The sequence below is a fragment of the Paraburkholderia hospita genome, from assembly GCF_002902965.1.
GTDB lineage: Bacteria > Pseudomonadota > Gammaproteobacteria > Burkholderiales > Burkholderiaceae > Paraburkholderia > Paraburkholderia hospita.
On record NZ_CP026105.1, the window covers coordinates 3,084,355 to 3,100,064 of the forward strand.

Annotated in this window: 15 protein-coding genes and 2 pseudogenes; 7 read left to right on the top strand and 10 right to left on the bottom strand. The window is 59.2% G+C overall.

The window, feature by feature from the left end; genetic code table 11:
* Positions 1-95 precede the first annotated feature (95 nt).
* Positions 96-1,229, top strand: a complete 1,134-nt coding sequence (locus tag C2L64_RS14040; RefSeq protein ID WP_090836406.1) for an RNA-guided endonuclease InsQ/TnpB family protein — start codon at positions 96-98, stop codon at positions 1,227-1,229.
* Positions 1,230-1,283: 54 nt separating this feature from the next.
* Here C2L64_RS14040 and C2L64_RS14045 read toward each other — a convergent pair whose 3' ends face one another.
* From C2L64_RS14045 to C2L64_RS14055, 3 genes are all read right to left on the bottom strand, one after another.
* A complete protein-coding gene (locus C2L64_RS14045) occupies positions 1,284-1,859 on the bottom strand; it encodes a YqgE/AlgH family protein (RefSeq protein WP_090836408.1) in 576 nt (191 codons plus the stop codon).
* Positions 1,860-2,105: 246 nt separating this feature from the next.
* Entirely contained in the window at positions 2,106-3,518 is a 1,413-nt protein-coding gene (locus C2L64_RS14050; protein ID WP_090836410.1) for a hypothetical protein, read from the bottom strand.
* A gap of 371 nt (positions 3,519-3,889) precedes the next feature.
* On the bottom strand, positions 3,890-4,060 hold the full coding sequence (locus C2L64_RS14055; protein WP_004186709.1) for a rubredoxin: 171 nt from the start codon (positions 4,058-4,060) through the stop codon (positions 3,890-3,892).
* 262 nt (positions 4,061-4,322) lie between these two features.
* Between C2L64_RS14055 and C2L64_RS14060 the strand changes: the two genes are divergently transcribed.
* Together C2L64_RS14060 and cysC are read left to right on the top strand one after the other, a co-directional pair.
* Positions 4,323-5,183 (top strand): hydroxymethylpyrimidine/phosphomethylpyrimidine kinase, encoded by an 861-nt coding sequence (locus C2L64_RS14060; protein ID WP_007589089.1) that lies wholly within the window; start codon positions 4,323-4,325, stop codon positions 5,181-5,183.
* A 364-nt stretch (positions 5,184-5,547) separates the two neighbouring features.
* A complete protein-coding gene (cysC, locus tag C2L64_RS14065) occupies positions 5,548-6,147 on the top strand; it encodes an adenylyl-sulfate kinase (protein WP_090836461.1) in 600 nt (199 codons plus the stop codon).
* Between the two features lie 133 nt (positions 6,148-6,280).
* Here cysC and groL read toward each other — a convergent pair whose 3' ends face one another.
* On the bottom strand, positions 6,281-7,921 hold the full coding sequence (groL, locus tag C2L64_RS14070; RefSeq protein WP_086909584.1) for a chaperonin GroEL: 1,641 nt from the start codon (positions 7,919-7,921) through the stop codon (positions 6,281-6,283).
* Between the two features lie 43 nt (positions 7,922-7,964).
* Positions 7,965-8,255, bottom strand: coding sequence for a co-chaperone GroES (locus C2L64_RS14075; protein ID WP_090836412.1), 291 nt, complete (start codon positions 8,253-8,255; stop codon positions 7,965-7,967).
* 693 nt (positions 8,256-8,948) lie between these two features.
* On the opposite strand from C2L64_RS14075, the gene C2L64_RS14085 reads away from it, so the two are divergent.
* Positions 8,949-9,608, top strand: a complete 660-nt coding sequence (locus tag C2L64_RS14085) for a hypothetical protein (protein ID WP_143055754.1) — start codon at positions 8,949-8,951, stop codon at positions 9,606-9,608.
* Between the two features lie 729 nt (positions 9,609-10,337).
* On the opposite strand, the gene C2L64_RS14090 is transcribed toward C2L64_RS14085, so the two are convergent.
* The 4 genes and pseudogenes from C2L64_RS14090 to C2L64_RS54835 all read right to left on the bottom strand — a co-directional run bounded on the left by C2L64_RS14090 (position 10,338) and on the right by C2L64_RS54835 (position 13,940).
* Positions 10,338-11,129: a 4'-phosphopantetheinyl transferase family protein gene (locus C2L64_RS14090; protein WP_090836418.1), complete on the bottom strand. Its 792-nt coding sequence runs from the start codon at positions 11,127-11,129 to the stop codon at positions 10,338-10,340.
* Positions 11,130-11,786: 657 nt separating this feature from the next.
* Positions 11,787-12,530, bottom strand: a pseudogene (locus tag C2L64_RS14095) (IS5 family transposase); the annotation flags it as partial.
* Positions 12,531-12,757: 227 nt separating this feature from the next.
* Entirely contained in the window at positions 12,758-13,702 is a 945-nt protein-coding gene (locus C2L64_RS14100) for a tyrosine-type recombinase/integrase (RefSeq protein WP_158660514.1), read from the bottom strand.
* Between the two features lie 106 nt (positions 13,703-13,808).
* Positions 13,809-13,940 carry an excisionase gene (locus C2L64_RS54835; RefSeq protein WP_244144582.1) on the bottom strand — a complete coding sequence of 44 codons (132 nt, stop codon included), beginning with the start codon at positions 13,938-13,940 and terminating at the stop codon, positions 13,809-13,811.
* Positions 13,941-14,107: 167 nt separating this feature from the next.
* On the opposite strand from C2L64_RS54835, the gene C2L64_RS14110 reads away from it, so the two are divergent.
* The 3 genes and pseudogenes from C2L64_RS14110 (at position 14,108) to C2L64_RS14120 (ending at position 15,363) form a co-directional block, all read left to right on the top strand.
* Positions 14,108-14,434 (top strand): hypothetical protein, encoded by a 327-nt coding sequence (locus C2L64_RS14110; protein WP_090836424.1) that lies wholly within the window; start codon positions 14,108-14,110, stop codon positions 14,432-14,434.
* 492 nt (positions 14,435-14,926) lie between these two features.
* Positions 14,927-15,118, top strand: a pseudogene (locus C2L64_RS54840) (IS630 family transposase); the annotation flags it as partial.
* A 5-nt stretch (positions 15,119-15,123) separates the two neighbouring features.
* Complete coding sequence (locus tag C2L64_RS14120; RefSeq protein WP_090836463.1) at positions 15,124-15,363, top strand: DUF6429 family protein; 240 nt, start codon at positions 15,124-15,126, stop codon at positions 15,361-15,363.
* A gap of 24 nt (positions 15,364-15,387) precedes the next feature.
* On the opposite strand, the gene C2L64_RS14125 is transcribed toward C2L64_RS14120, so the two are convergent.
* On the bottom strand, positions 15,388-15,627 hold the full coding sequence (locus tag C2L64_RS14125; RefSeq protein WP_322790653.1) for a type II toxin-antitoxin system RelE/ParE family toxin: 240 nt from the start codon (positions 15,625-15,627) through the stop codon (positions 15,388-15,390).
* Between the last annotated feature and the right edge of the window lie 83 nt (positions 15,628-15,710).

Below are 15,710 nucleotides of genomic sequence, written 5' to 3' on the forward strand. Positions count from 1 at the left end.
AGTAATCCCCTCGTTCAAGGCAGGAGTGTAACGAATACAGCAGCAAGTTAGTGGCCTCATTGTTTCTCACACAAATACATACTATTGTGTGAACCATGAACGTTAAGCGCGCTTACCGATTTCGGTTCTACCCAACGCCCGAGCAGGAAGTGATTCTTGCCCGGACGTTTGGATGCGCGCGATTCGCTTACAACTACATGCTCCGGCAACGCACTGACGCCTGGTTTGAGCGTCAGGAGCGCATGGGTTATCACGAGACCTCCGCTGCGCTGACCGAGCTCAAGAAGACTGAGCAGCATGCCTGGCTGAACGAGGTAAGTTCAGTCCCAGTCCAGCAGGCGCTAAGGCATCTTCAAACGGCCTTCGCGAATTTTTTCGCGAAACGCGCGAAGCACCCGACCTTCCGACGCAAGGACGGCACGCAATCGGCTGAATACACGACAAGCGCCTTTAGGTGGGATGGCAGTCAGCTAAGGCTTGCCAAGATGGATGCGCCACTTGCGATTCGCTGGTCGCGCACAATTCCTAAAGGTGCAAAGGTAACGACCATAACCGTGTCGAAAGACGTGGCCGGCCGATACCATGTTTCCATGCTGTGCGACGACGTAGTGACTCCACGTCCGAATGCAACAGGGAAGATCGGTATCGATCTTGGACTTACGCACTTTGCGATTCTGTCTACGGGGGAAAAGATCGCCGCGTCAAACGCGCTCCGGAAAAACGAAGCGAAGCTGGCGAAGTTGCAAAGGCGCCTCGCGAAGAAGCAAAAAGGCTCGGCCAATCGCAGGAAGGCGAAGCTTAAAGTCGCACGCATGCACGCGAGGATAGTAGATTCCCGCAGGGACTTCCTGCACAAACTCTCGACCCGGCTGATAAACGAAAACCAAGTCATCGCCGTCGAAAGCTTGTCCGTGCGAAACATGAAAAGGAATCGTTGTGTGGCGAAGTCGATCTCGGATGCATCGTGGTCCGCATTTGTCACACAACTTGAATACAAGGCGCAGTGGTATGGGCGCTCACTGATCGGCATCGACCGCTGGTATCCCAGCTCGAGGCGCTGCTCGGATTGCGGGCACACTGTTGCCAGCATGCCACTGAGTGTTCGCACATGGACTTGTCCTGAATGCCAAGCCATCCATGATCGCGACATCAACGCTGCGCGCAATATCTTGGCCGCCGGACTGGCGGTATCAGCCCATGGAGAGGCTGTAAGTCCCTTGTCTCTTTGAGACATGGGCTGGGCTCTATGAAGTGGGAATCCTCTCCTTCAAGGAGAGGAGCAGTCAAGCGTGGCCTGCTTCGCCGGACAGCATCGAGGAGGAAATACCGAGCAGCGCGAGCGCCGCTTCGAAGCGGTCTTCGGCGGGCACGTCGAACACGATCTTCGGATCGGCCTGAACCGTGAGCCAGCCGTTCTTCGAGATTTCATCTTCCAGCTGGCCGGCGCCCCACCCGGCATGGCCGAGCGTCAGCAGAAAACGCTGCGGGCCCTTGCCGCTCGCGACAGCTTCGAGCACGTCTTTCGACGTGGTCATTTCGAGTCCGCCCGGCACCTGCATCGACGATGTATAGGTGCTTTCCGTAGCGTCATGCAGCACGAAGCCGCGCTCGGTTTGCACCGGGCCGCCGAAATACACGGGGACATGCAGCAAAGGCTCGATCTCAAGCTTGAGATCGATACGGTTGAAGAGCGCCTGGAGGTCGATATCGGTCGGCCGGTTGATGACGAGGCCGAGCGCGCCGCGCTCGCTGTGATCGCAAAGGTAGACCACCGTTCCTGAAAACGTGGGGTCGGCCATGTTCGGCATGGCGATCAGGAACTGGTTGGTCAGATTGATGCGATCGTTACTCTTGGACATAGGTCGAATTTTAGCAAAGACGGTGCGCGACTGCGGGCCCGTGCGTTGCGCCAGAATCGTGCAACGGGCTGTTCGCCGGTCTTTGCGGGCAAGCTGTCTGCAAACGCGCGGCCGACGAGATCGCAGTCCATGAAACTGCACTCTATCACGCGCTCCGGCCTTGCCGGGAACGACGAGCGTGCGCTATCGCGCAGCTAATGGCATAGCGCCGAGGTCTTGCGCCGTCTCCTGCATCCAGACGGCTCGCTATGCGCCGCCGCCCTGTTCGATGGCGCGCGTGAGCGCAGCCAGCGCGTTCGTCGCGGACTGAGGCGCGACGCCCGCCGCAACCTTGTGCAGCATCGCACGCAACGCCTCGGCGGCGGCTTCGAGCGAACGCGCGTCGGGCGCTTCGACAACGATGTGAGCGCGCACGGCAGGTGTCGACACGCCGGCGTGCGCCCGGCGGCGCCACGCAAGACCCAATGCATCGGCGAGCAGCGCGACCTGGCCGAGCCCGAGTGCCGATGCTGCCGCGCCCAGACGATAGGCCGCATCGCCCGCCTGCAGCGCGGCGCTGGGGTCGGCTTTCTGCGGATTGTCGGCGGCGCGCGCGTAATCCGTGAGCGCAGCGATCGCGGCGTCGGCGGTTTGCAAAAAGTCTTCGTACGCGTTGGCATTGACCGTCAGCACGCCGAGTTCGCGCGTCATCGCGACATGCGCCGCCAGCGTCTCGGCCTGGTGCGCGCCCGCTTCCCACAGCGCTTCCGATGCCTGCGTGCCCGCGATATGCCAGTCGACCGTCAGACCGTAGTCGCGCAGCAATTCGACGTGCTCGGTATCTTCGGCGGCTGCGCCGAATAGCGCATAGTCGCGCCACAACAGCGCGAGCGTCGCGCGCACGAGCGAGCGCGGCGCAAGCGGAATCCCGCGCTCTTCATCGGCGAGCGCCATGTTGCAACGCGCATAGAAGCGCCGCGTGTCGACGTCTTCGACAGAACGCCCGGTCGCGCGCAACGCGCGCGAACACGCCAAGGCGAGACGCCAGAAATCGTAGGGATCGGGACCGGACAGATCGACTAGACATGCGCCGAGATCATCGAGCGCTGCATTGACTGCGCCCGCCACCGCGCTCGTGCTGACATGGCCCTTCGAGCGCAGCACGGGCAGCAGCGCCTGCTCGTAGCGCGCCCGCAGGTGCGCCAGGCGCGCAGCCGATTGCGAACGCAGCGAAACGGGTGGAACGGGCCGGCCAGCGAGCGCGATGTCTTCGAACGTGACGCTGTAGCCGGGCGTGTGCTGCGCGATATGCGTGCTGAGCGCGCAGTAATGCGCGAAAAGCGAGCCCGAGCAGCCAAGCTCGCGTAGATTGCGTCGTTCGAGCGCCGCACGGAAGGCGCGCAACGCCGCGCCGAACGTAGCGCGCGCGGCCGCCTCTTCGGCGAGACCGCTTGCAGCCATCGGCGAGACGAGCAGCAATGCATCAGTGAAACGGTGCGCGGCGAGCCAGCCTGCGTCGCGTAACGCGCGCCCGGCGATCAGCAGTTGCGCGGTCATGTCGCGCCGCTGCTCGAACGCGTCAAGCGCGTCGGCAATGGCCTGCTCCGCGGGGCGGACGGCGCCGCCGCGGGGATTCGGTAAAGCGTCGAGCGTATCGGGCGATGCGGATCGAAGGGTCATGAGCAGGCTGCAGGAACGCCGGCGTGGTCAGGCGGCATCGATACTGCGCCACCGGAACTGCCACTATGGCGAAAGTAGTGCAATTGCCGGGCCACCGAACGCATAGCCCCGAAATGGTGCCGCTTTTTCAGGTTACGACATGACGCAGACGACACCGCTCAAGTTCGCAACATCGCGATGCTAAAAGCGCCATGCTCACGAAACAGCACCTGTCAGACCACCGTGATAAATCGCGAGCAAAGCTCCGTGACGCGTTATCTTGCGACAGCGCATGCGCGCCGGTGTTCCATCGCGCGCGCAATCGATTCATTTCGAATCGATCGACCTTGCGTGGCGGGCAAGGATAGCCCGCCACCGGCAAGGTGGATCGATCAGATCTGCACCATCTCGAAGTCTTCCTTGCGCGCACCGCACTCGGGACAGGTCCAATTGATGGGAACATCTTCCCAGCGCGTGCCCGGCGCGATTCCTTCCTCTGGCAGACCGGCTTCTTCGTCGTAGATCCAGCCGCAGATCAGGCACATCCAGCTCTTATATTCCATTCTTGAGTCGCGTCGAAAAGTCCGGGGAAACGGGAGCCATGATGGTACCGTGTTGCCGCCCCGATGCCTAGCGGATGCGGGGTCCGAGCGGTCGTCCGCGACAGTTTGCAGCGTTATGTGTGGCCGGACCCGCCGGCAGATGCGAAAAAATGCCTCGCACGCGTATAAGGCCGCATAATTGAGCCGTCTGTGTGGGCATCGCGGGCGCGTCTCGCGCCGGTTGTAGCCCACGAACATTTCGCTCATCGACCACAAAAATTTCATGGCCAGCAACACCCCTCCGATCGTTCTCACCTTCGGCCTGTCCGACCCGACGGGCGGCGCCGGATTGCAAGCCGACCTGATGACGCTTGCCAGCATGGGTTGCCACGGCGTGTCCGTGCTGACCGGCTACACGGTGCGCGACTCGGCGAGCTGCGACGAGGTCACCGGGCTCGACCCTGAAGTCGTCGCGACCCAGGCGAGGATGCTGCTCGAGGATATGCCCATCGCCGCCTTCAAGGTCGGCGCCGCCACGCGCGCGGAAGTGGTCAGCGCGATCGCCGAAGTAGTCGCCGATTACGACGACATCCCGCTCATCCTCGCACCTGACTTCACGCTCGACGACGAGCATGTGCTCGCCGCCGACGAGCTGCGCGAAGCCATCGCTGATCTGCTCGCGCCGCAAACCACGCTGCTCGTCGCGGATACGACTGCCCTGCTAGCGCTCGCGCAGCCGGACGGCGATGCCGAAGCGCCGAGCCTCGACGCCGCGATCTCACATCTGCTGTCGCAGGGTTGCGAATACATCCTGTCGACGGAAACGGGCACGCATCGGCTCGTCAACACGCTGTTCAGCGAAGACGGCCAGTTGCGGCAGGACATGTGGGACCGTGGGCAGCAACGGATCATGGGCATCACCGATACGCTCGGCGCCGCGATTGCCGCATTGCTGGCTAATGGCCAGGAACCGGCCGAGGCGGTCCGCGAAGCGCAGGAGTATCTGTTCCAGGCGATGCAGGCTGCGTTTCGGCCGGGAATGGGGGCTTATCTTCCGGATCGCTTCTTCTGGGCGAGAAGCAGCGATGATGAGGTGCCCCTGGGCGGCGGGTCGGACGCGTCGCCGGGTGAGGCGCGGCACTAAATTCCGCGGCGCACGCGACGTTACGCGGAACAACGAGAATCATTCCAGTCAAGCATTAATTCGCAAATCACATATTACAGCAGTAATTATCTGTTACACAGTCCCATTTCTTAGATACTACAATTACGGATTGTAAATAATTACCGCTGCCCGTTGAGGCCTCGTTCGACACCAGTCGCCAAGGCAGGCCAAACGGCAAACTGTCGATCCCCTGACGGAAACATACGGACAATCCGAATTGGAAGACCTTCACCCCAGCGCCGCGGCCGTCGTTTCCGAGCCGCGTGCCCGATGCGCCCAAAACAGCGCGCCAAATGGTCGCGTCGCTCGCGATGAGCAGGACGGCCGCCCGTCCGTCGAGCGCATTCAGCCTTTTGTACAACGCTTCAACGGCACCATCACCGGCCGCGACCGCGCATTGATGCTCGGACACAGGCCCGTTACCGTATGGCTCACGGGCTTGTCCGGCGCCGGCAAATCGACGATCGCGTTCCGACTGGAGCGCGAACTCATGTCGATGGGACACGCGTGCTACGTGCTCGACGGCGACAACGTCCGCCACGGCCTGACAAGCGATCTCAGCTTTTCGAAGGAAGACCGGCGAGAGAACATCCGCCGGGTCGCGCACGTCGCGCAATTGATGAACGACGCGGGGCTGATCGTGATCGCCGCGTTGATCTCGCCGATGGGTGAAGACAGAGCAATGGCCCGCGGCATCATCGGAACCGACAGTTTTGTCGAGACTTATGTGTCCGCTTCAGCAAACGATTGCGCGAAGCGTGATCCCAAAGGGCTGTATGCGAAGGCCCAGGCGGGAACCATCACTTCGTTCACTGGCGTGACGGCACCGTATGAACCTCCGCCGAACCCTGACTTGCTTGTCGATACGACCACGCTGACAGAAGCGGATAGCGTGTCACGTGTGCTAGATCATTTGCGCCAACACTTTCTGCTGCAACGCTGAGCGCTTCGCGTGCATGCCCGCTAGCTAAACCTGAAGGACCAAAAGAAAAACCCGCATCTCTGCGGGTTTTTCTTTTGGCGCGAGAAGCGCACCTCGCGGCGCGCTTCCCACATGCATTCCAGCTACCTGGAAATTACATGTCCATGCCCATGCCGCCCATACCGCCGGGCATGCCACCACCCATCGGTGCGTCTTCCTTCGGCAGTTCGCAGACAGCTGCGTCCGTCGTCAGCAGCAGGCCAGCAACCGAAGCTGCGTTCTGCAGTGCCGTACGCGTCACCTTGGTCGGGTCGACGACACCGGCTTCCACCAGATCACCATACTCGCCCGTTGCTGCGTTGTAGCCGTAGTTGCCCGTGCCGGCTGCAACTGCTGCCACCACGACGCTGGCTTCTTCGCCGCCGTTCGTGACGATCTGGCGCAGCGGCTCTTCCATTGCGCGCAGAACGATCTTGATACCTGCGTCCTGGTCAGCGTTGTCGCCCTTCACGCTGCCGATTGCGCTGCGTGCGCGGATCAGCGCGACGCCGCCGCCAGCCACGATGCCTTCTTCCACAGCTGCGCGCGTTGCGTGCAGTGCGTCTTCGACACGTGCCTTCTTTTCCTTCATTTCGACTTCGGTCGCTGCACCAACCTTGATCACTGCAACGCCGCCAGCCAGCTTGGCCACGCGCTCTTGCAGCTTTTCACGGTCGTAGTCCGACGTCGCTTCTTCGATTTGCGTGCGAACCTGCTTCACGCGCGCTTCGATGGTTGCTGCTTCGCCTGCGCCGTCGATGATCGTCGTGTTTTCCTTGCCCACTTCGATACGCTTCGCTTGACCCAGTTCGTTCAGCGTTGCCTTTTCGAGCGTCAGGCCGGTTTCTTCAGCGATGACCTGACCACCCGTCAGGATCGCGATGTCTTCCAGCATCGCCTTGCGACGGTCGCCAAAGCCCGGAGCCTTGACAGCAACCGTCTTCAGAATGCCGCGGATGTTGTTGACGACCAACGTAGCCAGCGCTTCGCCTTCGACGTCTTCAGCGATGATCAGCAGCGGACGGCCAGCCTTCGCGACCTGTTCCAGAATCGGCAGCAGATCACGGATGTTCGACACCTTCTTGTCGTGCAGCAGCACGAACGGGTTTTCGAGAACGGCGACTTGCTTGTCCGGGTTGTTGATGAAGTACGGCGACAGGTAGCCGCGGTCGAATTGCATGCCTTCGACAACGTCCAGCTCGTCTTGCAACGACTTGCCGTCTTCGACGGTGATGACGCCTTCCTTGCCGACCTTGTCCATCGCTTCAGCGATGCGATCGCCGATCGACGTGTCGCTGTTCGCCGAGATCGCGCCGACCTGTGCGATTTCCTTGTTGGTCGTGCAGGGCTTGCTGATCTTGCGCAGTTCTTCGATTGCGGCTGTGACGGCCTTGTCGATGCCGCGCTTCAGGTCCATCGGGTTCATGCCCGATGCGACGTACTTCATGCCTTCGCGAACGATCGACTGGGCCAGAACCGTTGCCGTCGTCGTACCGTCACCGGCGTTGTCGCTGGTCTTGGAAGCAACTTCCTTGACCATTTGCGCGCCCATGTTCTGGAGCTTGTCCTTCAGCTCGATTTCCTTCGCGACGGAAACACCGTCCTTCGTGACCGTCGGGCCGCCGAAGCTGCGTTCGAGAACAACGTTACGGCCCTTCGGACCCAGCGTGACCTTCACTGCGTTGGCGAGAATGTTCACGCCTTCAACCATCTTGGCACGGGCGGAATCGCCGAACACGACGTCTTTAGCTGCCATCTTCTAACTCCTTGAATTCTTGAGAATGAACCGGGACAAGTGATTACTTGTTGACAACGGCCATGATGTCTTCTTCGCGCATCACCAGCAGTTCGTTGCCGTCGACCTTGACGGTCTGGCCTGCGTACTTGCCGAACAGGACGCGATCGCCGATCTTGACGTCAAGCGCGATCAGGGCGCCCTTGTCGTCACGCTTGCCCGGGCCGACTGCCAGGATTTCGCCTTGATCCGGCTTTTCTGCTGCGGCTTCGGGGATCACGATGCCCGACGCGGTCTTGGTTTCCTGATCCAGACGCTTGACGATCACGCGATCATGCAAAGGACGAAGGTTCATGGATAGATCCTCTCTTGATAGGGACTGAAGAACGCTGAGGTATGCCGGCTGGCGCCGCCAACCAGCGGAGTTGTTAGCACTCTCGTGCGGTGAGTGCTAATTATATGGACGAGGGGTTATAAATTCAAGAAGGGGAGTCGGATCAATTGTCGAGATGCACTCAACTTTGAACTTCGTTCACTTAAGTTTGAACCTTGCACCGCAGCAGAACTCCGACGAATCGGAATAATCTCCTTTTAAAACATCAATCTACCTACATCCACGGGCCGACTTCGGTTGACCTTCGCCCGCTTGCAATCCTGCCTTTCGCCGCCCAAGTGCGTCGGGCGACTCAGACAATCGTTGCATTAGGGGAATCCCTGGCAAACGGACTGGCCACGCAAATAGCACCCACGTCCGGCGCGAGCATTGGCCCGTTGTCGACATCTTCTTCCCCACGCAACGTTTCGCACTACCCGCGTCGGGACCTTGGCTACGGCCCCGATCGCACGCACCCCACTGCGTATCGGATCATCGAGCGCCTTGATCGCGACATCGAGACACGCACAGTACGGGTTCTGATGGATATCTGGGGAGCTCACACGTGGCCGCTCGAGGTGCAAACGGGGCCACAGCACGAGGCAGATTCCGACGCGCTTTGCCGAGAGCTGACGATACGCTATCCGGAGCCAGCAGCGCTCGAGCAGTTTGTTCGTGACCGTCTCGACGACATCGTTCGTGCGACCGGTTCGGCAAACCACGGTTCAGCGCAGCTCTTCATCGGTCGCCTGCTTTCAAGAAACCTCGAATTTGCCCGCTACCTTGCACATGCCCCCCGGAACGAAAAAACGCTCCTCTCGTGTCGTACGCGGCGCGCGCCCTAGCCTAGAGGTTGACAAGCGCATCCGCGGCGGACAATCGCCGATGTCCCCACTGTCTCAACTAACCGGGCGGCAATGGTATCTGCATAAGGCGCAGTATGAGGCAAGAACCGTTACGCAAGAGAAAGTGCCGCCCTATTCTGTTCGCTTAATTGCGGCGGAAGCCAAGACCGGGAAGAAGGCATCTTACGAAGGCGGCATCGAGGAAGCCTACTGGATCAGGTTTCGCGACGACGGTATGGTCGAAACCAATTGTACAAACAACCAGACCGCTCATCCTGAAGACGTTCTCTTTTCGCAAGGCTGCGCTGCCGGCTGGACGCCGGCCTGTGACGGAAAGCTGATCACGGTTAAGAACGGTAGTCTGTTTCCACTCACCTTTGTTGCCGAGCAGGCGAAGTTCACAGTGAGTATCAAGCAAAACAAGCTTGTTCTAAGCCGTCAGGAGGGTTCGCATCTCACGATGGTTGAAGGCAACTTTGACGCAGAATAGGCCTTCTGCTACAAATTTCAGCGCCGACTCCGCGACTACTATCGATCGAGACGGCCGCCCCGTCCATGGTTAGACATTCCGCCCTGTGCGCCTCAAGATTTTCACCTGCGTGTGCAAACCGGGCGCGAATGATCGTAATATCTTCCCTCCGCTAATCGTCTGATGGGCTGCCATCGCCACCTGACACCCGCAGTTGTTGCGTAGCTTGATACAGGGTCCGTCCTTACCGGCATTCGTTAGGCTCGACGAACTCATTCCTTGCAGCGTCCAAGACCCTCTGCGTATCATGCACAAAAAACGTGGGCCGGCGTCTCGCCGTCGAGCAGTGCACGTGGAGAGTTGAGCCAGAATGCACGCCGCCGCCCGCCACGATCCTCCGCGTGACTGGGCAACAGCTTCGACAGATCTTGGACTTCGGCGCGCAGCGCGCCGTGAGAATTGAACTGAAGGTCTGGATAGCGGTAAGCGCGCTCGGGCGCTTACCCACGGCTAACATTGCTCCGATCGAGCGTAAATGCTCGGCGTATTGATCCGGCTTGTTGCTGGGCGGAACGCTCGCACTTTCAGCCACGCGTCTGGCGTCCAGCCAGTCCTTCGCGAGAAGTTCGTTGCGGAAGTCGATCGATATCCGATGGCTTTCATCTGCGACACCCGTGCCAGAATGAAGGCGCTCTGATAACTATCGCAATTAAAATCTCACCGGAATGATTCGACATTGGAGTGGAATGCTCACATGTCCGTCTCGTAGGCGAGGCATGCAGAATAGTCGGGAATATCCCGAATCCAGCAGCACTTCATAGCCCGTAGCGCATCGAGAGCATGCGCTTCGGCGGCTACTTGCGGTGAGAGTGATGTTCGCTCGACCGCACGCAGATCGATAGTCAATGCCAGCAGATTTTCAGTGATTCCCAGACCCAGCGCCTTCAGCAAAGCCTCTTTGGCCGTCCAGCAACGATAAAATTCCTCATGTTGCGTGTCCGGCATTGAGACTTCTATCATCTTACGCTCGCCCGGCGTACAAACGAGTGTTGCCAGTTCACGCCATGCGATGGCCTTGTCAACAAGCTCAATATCAACACCAACCACACGTTTGCGCGATATCGCGATCAGAGCATGAGCTCCAGAGTGAGACACGTTGAACAGCAGTCTTCCGCGTATGGAGGACGCAAGCTCTGGCTTTCCGCGGCTGGTCGTACGGATCTTCACCTGAACCGGATCGATTCCCAAAAAAACTCCCAGCAACTCCCGTAATACAGAGCGTGTCAAGGAAAAACGAACCTGATCCGCCGTATTGCGAAAGCGTGTGGCTTTTGCCCGCTCCTCTGCATCGAGAAATGGCATATCGGAAGCGCAGTTCCCTGTGAAGCGCAGGGGTACATGCCAAACACCGATATCGTCCGGCAAACTACCTCGAGCAGCAATTTGGACAGCCCGAGACGACAGTGCGTTCAAAGCAAACATATTTGATTGTGCCTCGTTTTGATGTACAGCATCCCATGTGACGTCGACCGCGGCGAGCATGATTTCGCTTTCGATAAGAATGCGCAATCTGATTAAAGAGTGACGGCGTCAACGAATATAGTGCGCCCAAAATCAAGCCGACGGTACCTTTGTATGTCTTAGTACAGCTTTCGTATCGCGTCTCGTCTTACCGTTGCCGCTGGGTCCTCCACCGGCATGGCCAGCCCGGCCTGCCCATACGCCACCACAATCTGCCCCGCCCAATACCGCACGATCTTCTTGCGGACCTCCCGTTCGCGTCGGCAAAGCGTCGGCAAATCGCTTCGAAAAACTAACACGCACTTCTCCTAAAGTGGACCACACAAAGCGAAATGGGAATGATGCTCAACGGTCGCGGCAAGCCTTAGCAGTACAACGCCGGCGAATGCTTCCAATGGCAAGATCAGAAACGAATGGCGTAGCGCGGTATCGCTTGGCCCAGCTCGCTTACAGCCTCACATAGTGCATTCACAACTTCGACAAGCTCATGCTAAGGCGCAGAATCTGACAGACACTGCTTGATCACACGCCGAAGACCGTGAAAGTGGTAACGAAGTTTTTCTTCTGTGTTGAGCGCGAGGAGAGATCGAATTGAATGACGACCGACGGTGCGAAGTCTGTTGGTCGGTCGATTCTCACCGCGAGTGTCAAAGAAGAAACGACTCTCTAGAATTCGAAGATCATGACCTTGGCCGCTTCACGTTCGGCATGTCCGTCATGCACAACTCACGCGGGCGTTGACCACTAGCCCATGGCGGTTGTCGGTCAGCGTGTGACCCATGAAACGCAGTTCGCTGGCCGTCTTGCCCTTGCGGTAAAGCCGTGCGTCGGGATCGGTCGTCGACTCGTGCGTCTCGTTGCTCCGCTTGCTGCCCTTAAGGTCGCCCTCGCCGCTACCAGCGTCGTTATCCCTGTCGTCACCGTCCTGCGCACAAAGCTCTTGTGTCCCGCCCACGCCTGGATCAGCGTGCCGTTTTTACGCTGAAAGTGCTCGCCCGACAACCAGTTCTTCTTCTGCGCGATGGACAGCACTTCATTGAAGAATTCGACCACCGCATCGTGGTGGATCAGACGCTCGCGGTTCTTCGTGAACACCGTCGGCACCCACACCGAATCGTCCATCGATAGACCGATAAACCATCGAAAAAGCAGGTTGTATTGCGTTTGCTCCATGAGCTGGCGCTCGGACCGGATGCTGTAAATCACCTGCAGCAGCATGGCCCGCAGCAGTTTCTCCGGCGCGATGCTCGGGCGGCCGCCCTTGATGTCAGCCTCATACATTCCGGCAAACAACCGGTCCATCTTCGCCAGCGCCTCATTCGCCATGATGCGAATCGAGCGCAGCGGATGCAAGCCCGGAACGAAATCGTCCAGCTTCCGCACAGAAAACAGACTTTCGGTGAACGTGTCGGCGCCGCGCATGATCTCCTGAGGGACGGGTGAGCTTCTCACATCAACGCTTTTACTATCCGTCGCGATGACTTCCGCGCGAGGTATTTCCGCAACCTGCTAGTCTAGCTAGTGAATCCCACAAACTATTCCTTGGAATGTTTTCCGATGCCAAGGTAATCCGCGATAAACCAAAGTTCAGGCGGAATTCACCTTGACCTCATCCCGTTCGCGACCGCGGCTGTCGCGGTATAGCGCCGTCATCTGGGGGTCTTGTGGCCGAGCAGAGCCTGAGCGAACTCGGCGCCGAACTCGTCGCCGTACAGGCGTGCGGCTAGTGACCGGATCTCGTGGAACGTCGGCGGCGTTTTGCCTTCCGGCACTGCGACCTTCGCCGCGTCACGGTATGTCGCGAACATGGTCGAGAAGCTGCCGAGCTTCGGGCTGTGTCCTGGCTTCGCCGTGCCCTTGTGCCGCACGTGGTGAATCATGTGCTTCGAGACGATGTCGTCGCGGCACTCGCGGATGACGTCCTCGATCGTCAGACCGCCGAGCGCCTTCAGGCCGATCGTCACCGGGATCTTCAGCTTTGTACGCCCTTGGCTCTTTCGCTCCTCGACCCAGAGGAAGCCGTCCTTGACGTCGTTGAACTCCATACCCTTGACGTCCTCGCGGCGCTGGCCTGTGATCAGGGCCAGCATGAACGCGCGCGCAGCCCACACGTTTTCCGGCTGCTTCTTCGCGTGCTCGACGATCGACAGGAATTCGTCCAGCGTAAACCGGTCGCGCGCGACTTCGCTCTTTGGATTGCGCAGCGCGATGACCGGTTTCTTGCCGGGTTTGATCAGTCCCTCGGCGATCGCTTCGTTGAGCATGTCGATCAGGCGGCTGCGCAGCCGCGACGTGTGCGATGCGCTGACGGCTGCCGTGTTCGCCTTCAGCCACTCGCCAATCTCCTTCGGCTCGACCTGCGGCACCGGCTTGCTGGCGAACGGCGCGGCCTTGATGATTTTGAGATGGCCGCGCAGGATCTGCTCGCTCTTTGGGCTGTTCTGGCGCTCCGCATAAACGTCGGCATAGCGATCGCACCAGCTCGCGAACGTCATGTCGGCGCCGAACACCCGCTGCATCAGGCCCGTGTCGCCTTTGCATCGCTCCAGCTCGGCATTGACGACGCGCTTGCGACGCGGCGACCTTGAAGTCATAGCCGAGCCCGAACGTTTCGCCCGTCGACGGGTTGCGGAACCAGTAATAGTCGTTCCCGTTCTTGTAGAGTTGTCCGGCCAGTTGCGCCGGGCAGCTTGACGACGCCTAGCGGCCATTTGCCATCCTTTCGATGCGCTCGGCGACCGGGTCAACGTACTCGGCGTTCGGCTTGCAGAAGTACTCGCGACCGACCTTGCGTGGCACCGGCCGGATGCGACCGTTGCGGATCCAGTTCATCAGCGTGTTGCGATGCGGCTTGTGCTTGCCGAAGATCGTTTCAGCCCAGACGGACAGTGGAATCAGTTGCGCTGCTAGGTGATACCCCAGGTTTTCTCGTTGTTTCGATTACTCGTTGTGCTGCTTCGGTCATGCTAGGATTTGCCAAAATTCGAGGGAGATCGCCGATGCCGCAACTTGAAAGTGTGATGCCGTTTATCGAGGCCGCATTCGATGCAGAAAGCAATGTGCGGCCGGGAAATCCTCGACACTTTCTCGTGACGCGTCGCATGCCGTTGCCGGAGCGTCCCAATCGGTTCGCGCGCGAAATCGTTGTCGTGATTGAGCGATCCGTAGAAAGCGAAATACTTGCCGCGAGCGATGACCGGATGGGACAGGTCATCGGTCCTCATATTCAGCGTGCGATCCCTACAAAGTTGGCTGGCTACAGCCCTGCTGAGCAAAATCACGAACCGTTCCTCGTGATAATCGGCATGGAATCGATCGGCTTGTAAAGCGAGTCCACGCTCCATCGCTCTTCTCTGCGGATGCCGGCAGGCATTTGATGCCCCTGACGTGAAGGATGGTGTATGCTGATTTAATGCGCCGCGCATCAACCGCGTCGGAGGGCAACATGGAACGATGCCTTGCTTGCGAGTTGCTGGTTGGCATGCCTTCGACAGTGCAACCACACACAAACCTTCAGCGACTTGGAACTGGCATTTTCGGAACGCCGAGAAAGCCAGTAAAGCATTACGTCCAATACCGTTGTAAGACCTGTGGTGCTTGGCTGCATCAGAACACGCGCCAAGGATCGCCGGCCGGAATGTGGTCGGCGTGCGAATCAAGCGTGCCCGCCGTGGCGATCCGCGAAGAACTGGTGCCTGGGCTTGACTGGAAAAGCGCGGCAGAAGCCGCATCGCCGCGACGGCCACGTTAATCATTTCGCGAGAGCGCCTGTTCCCGCTCATGCTTGACCTCCCTTCTCTGCGCTTGCAGCGATAGGGTTCGCCACGCTTACCGACAAGTACCTCCGACGCGGCACACATCGTTCGACGCGCCAGCTCGAAGATGCAATCCAGCACTACCTTGACGTCTACAACGCCAATACCCAGCCGTTCATCTGGAGCAAGTCGGCCGACGAGATCCTGGCCAGTCTCGAACGGTTTTGTGTACGGGTTCAGAAGGCCGTGGGATGAATGCCATGAATATCAATACCGACGCCATCGACGAAGCCGCCCTCGCACTTCTCTACCTGACTCTGCACGATCAGTACCGCGCGTGGAAAGGCTTCGACTGGGATGTGCTGAATCGCCTCTACGAAAAGGGCTTCATTTGCGACCCGGTCAACAAGACGAAGTCGGTGGTCTTCACCGAGGAAGGGTTACGTGAGTCCGAGCGGCTTTTCAGGCAGCATTTTGCTATCCCGGACCGCACGGATTAATGCAACAACTTCTAACTCACGACACTAGAAGCACATCCTGGTCGTCTGCTTCAAAGGCTCCTTCCTAAAGCTTTCCCATAGGTCTTTCGCGCGGCGGATGTCTGATGCTTGAGCGGACTTGTCGCCGCCAGATAGCAGCAGGTAAACCACTCGTCCCTCGAGCGTAATAGACGCGATACCAGTTCCTACATCAATGCGCATTTCTGAGACACCATCTCCGAGATCTTTGCAATCCCCGAGATTGCCCTGCTCAGCGCGCTTGATTCAAATCATGATCGCCGCTCTGGCCGTCAGATCCTTCAGGTTCGCTAGCAGTCAGAAAATTCTTGGATGCGGGTGATCGTGTT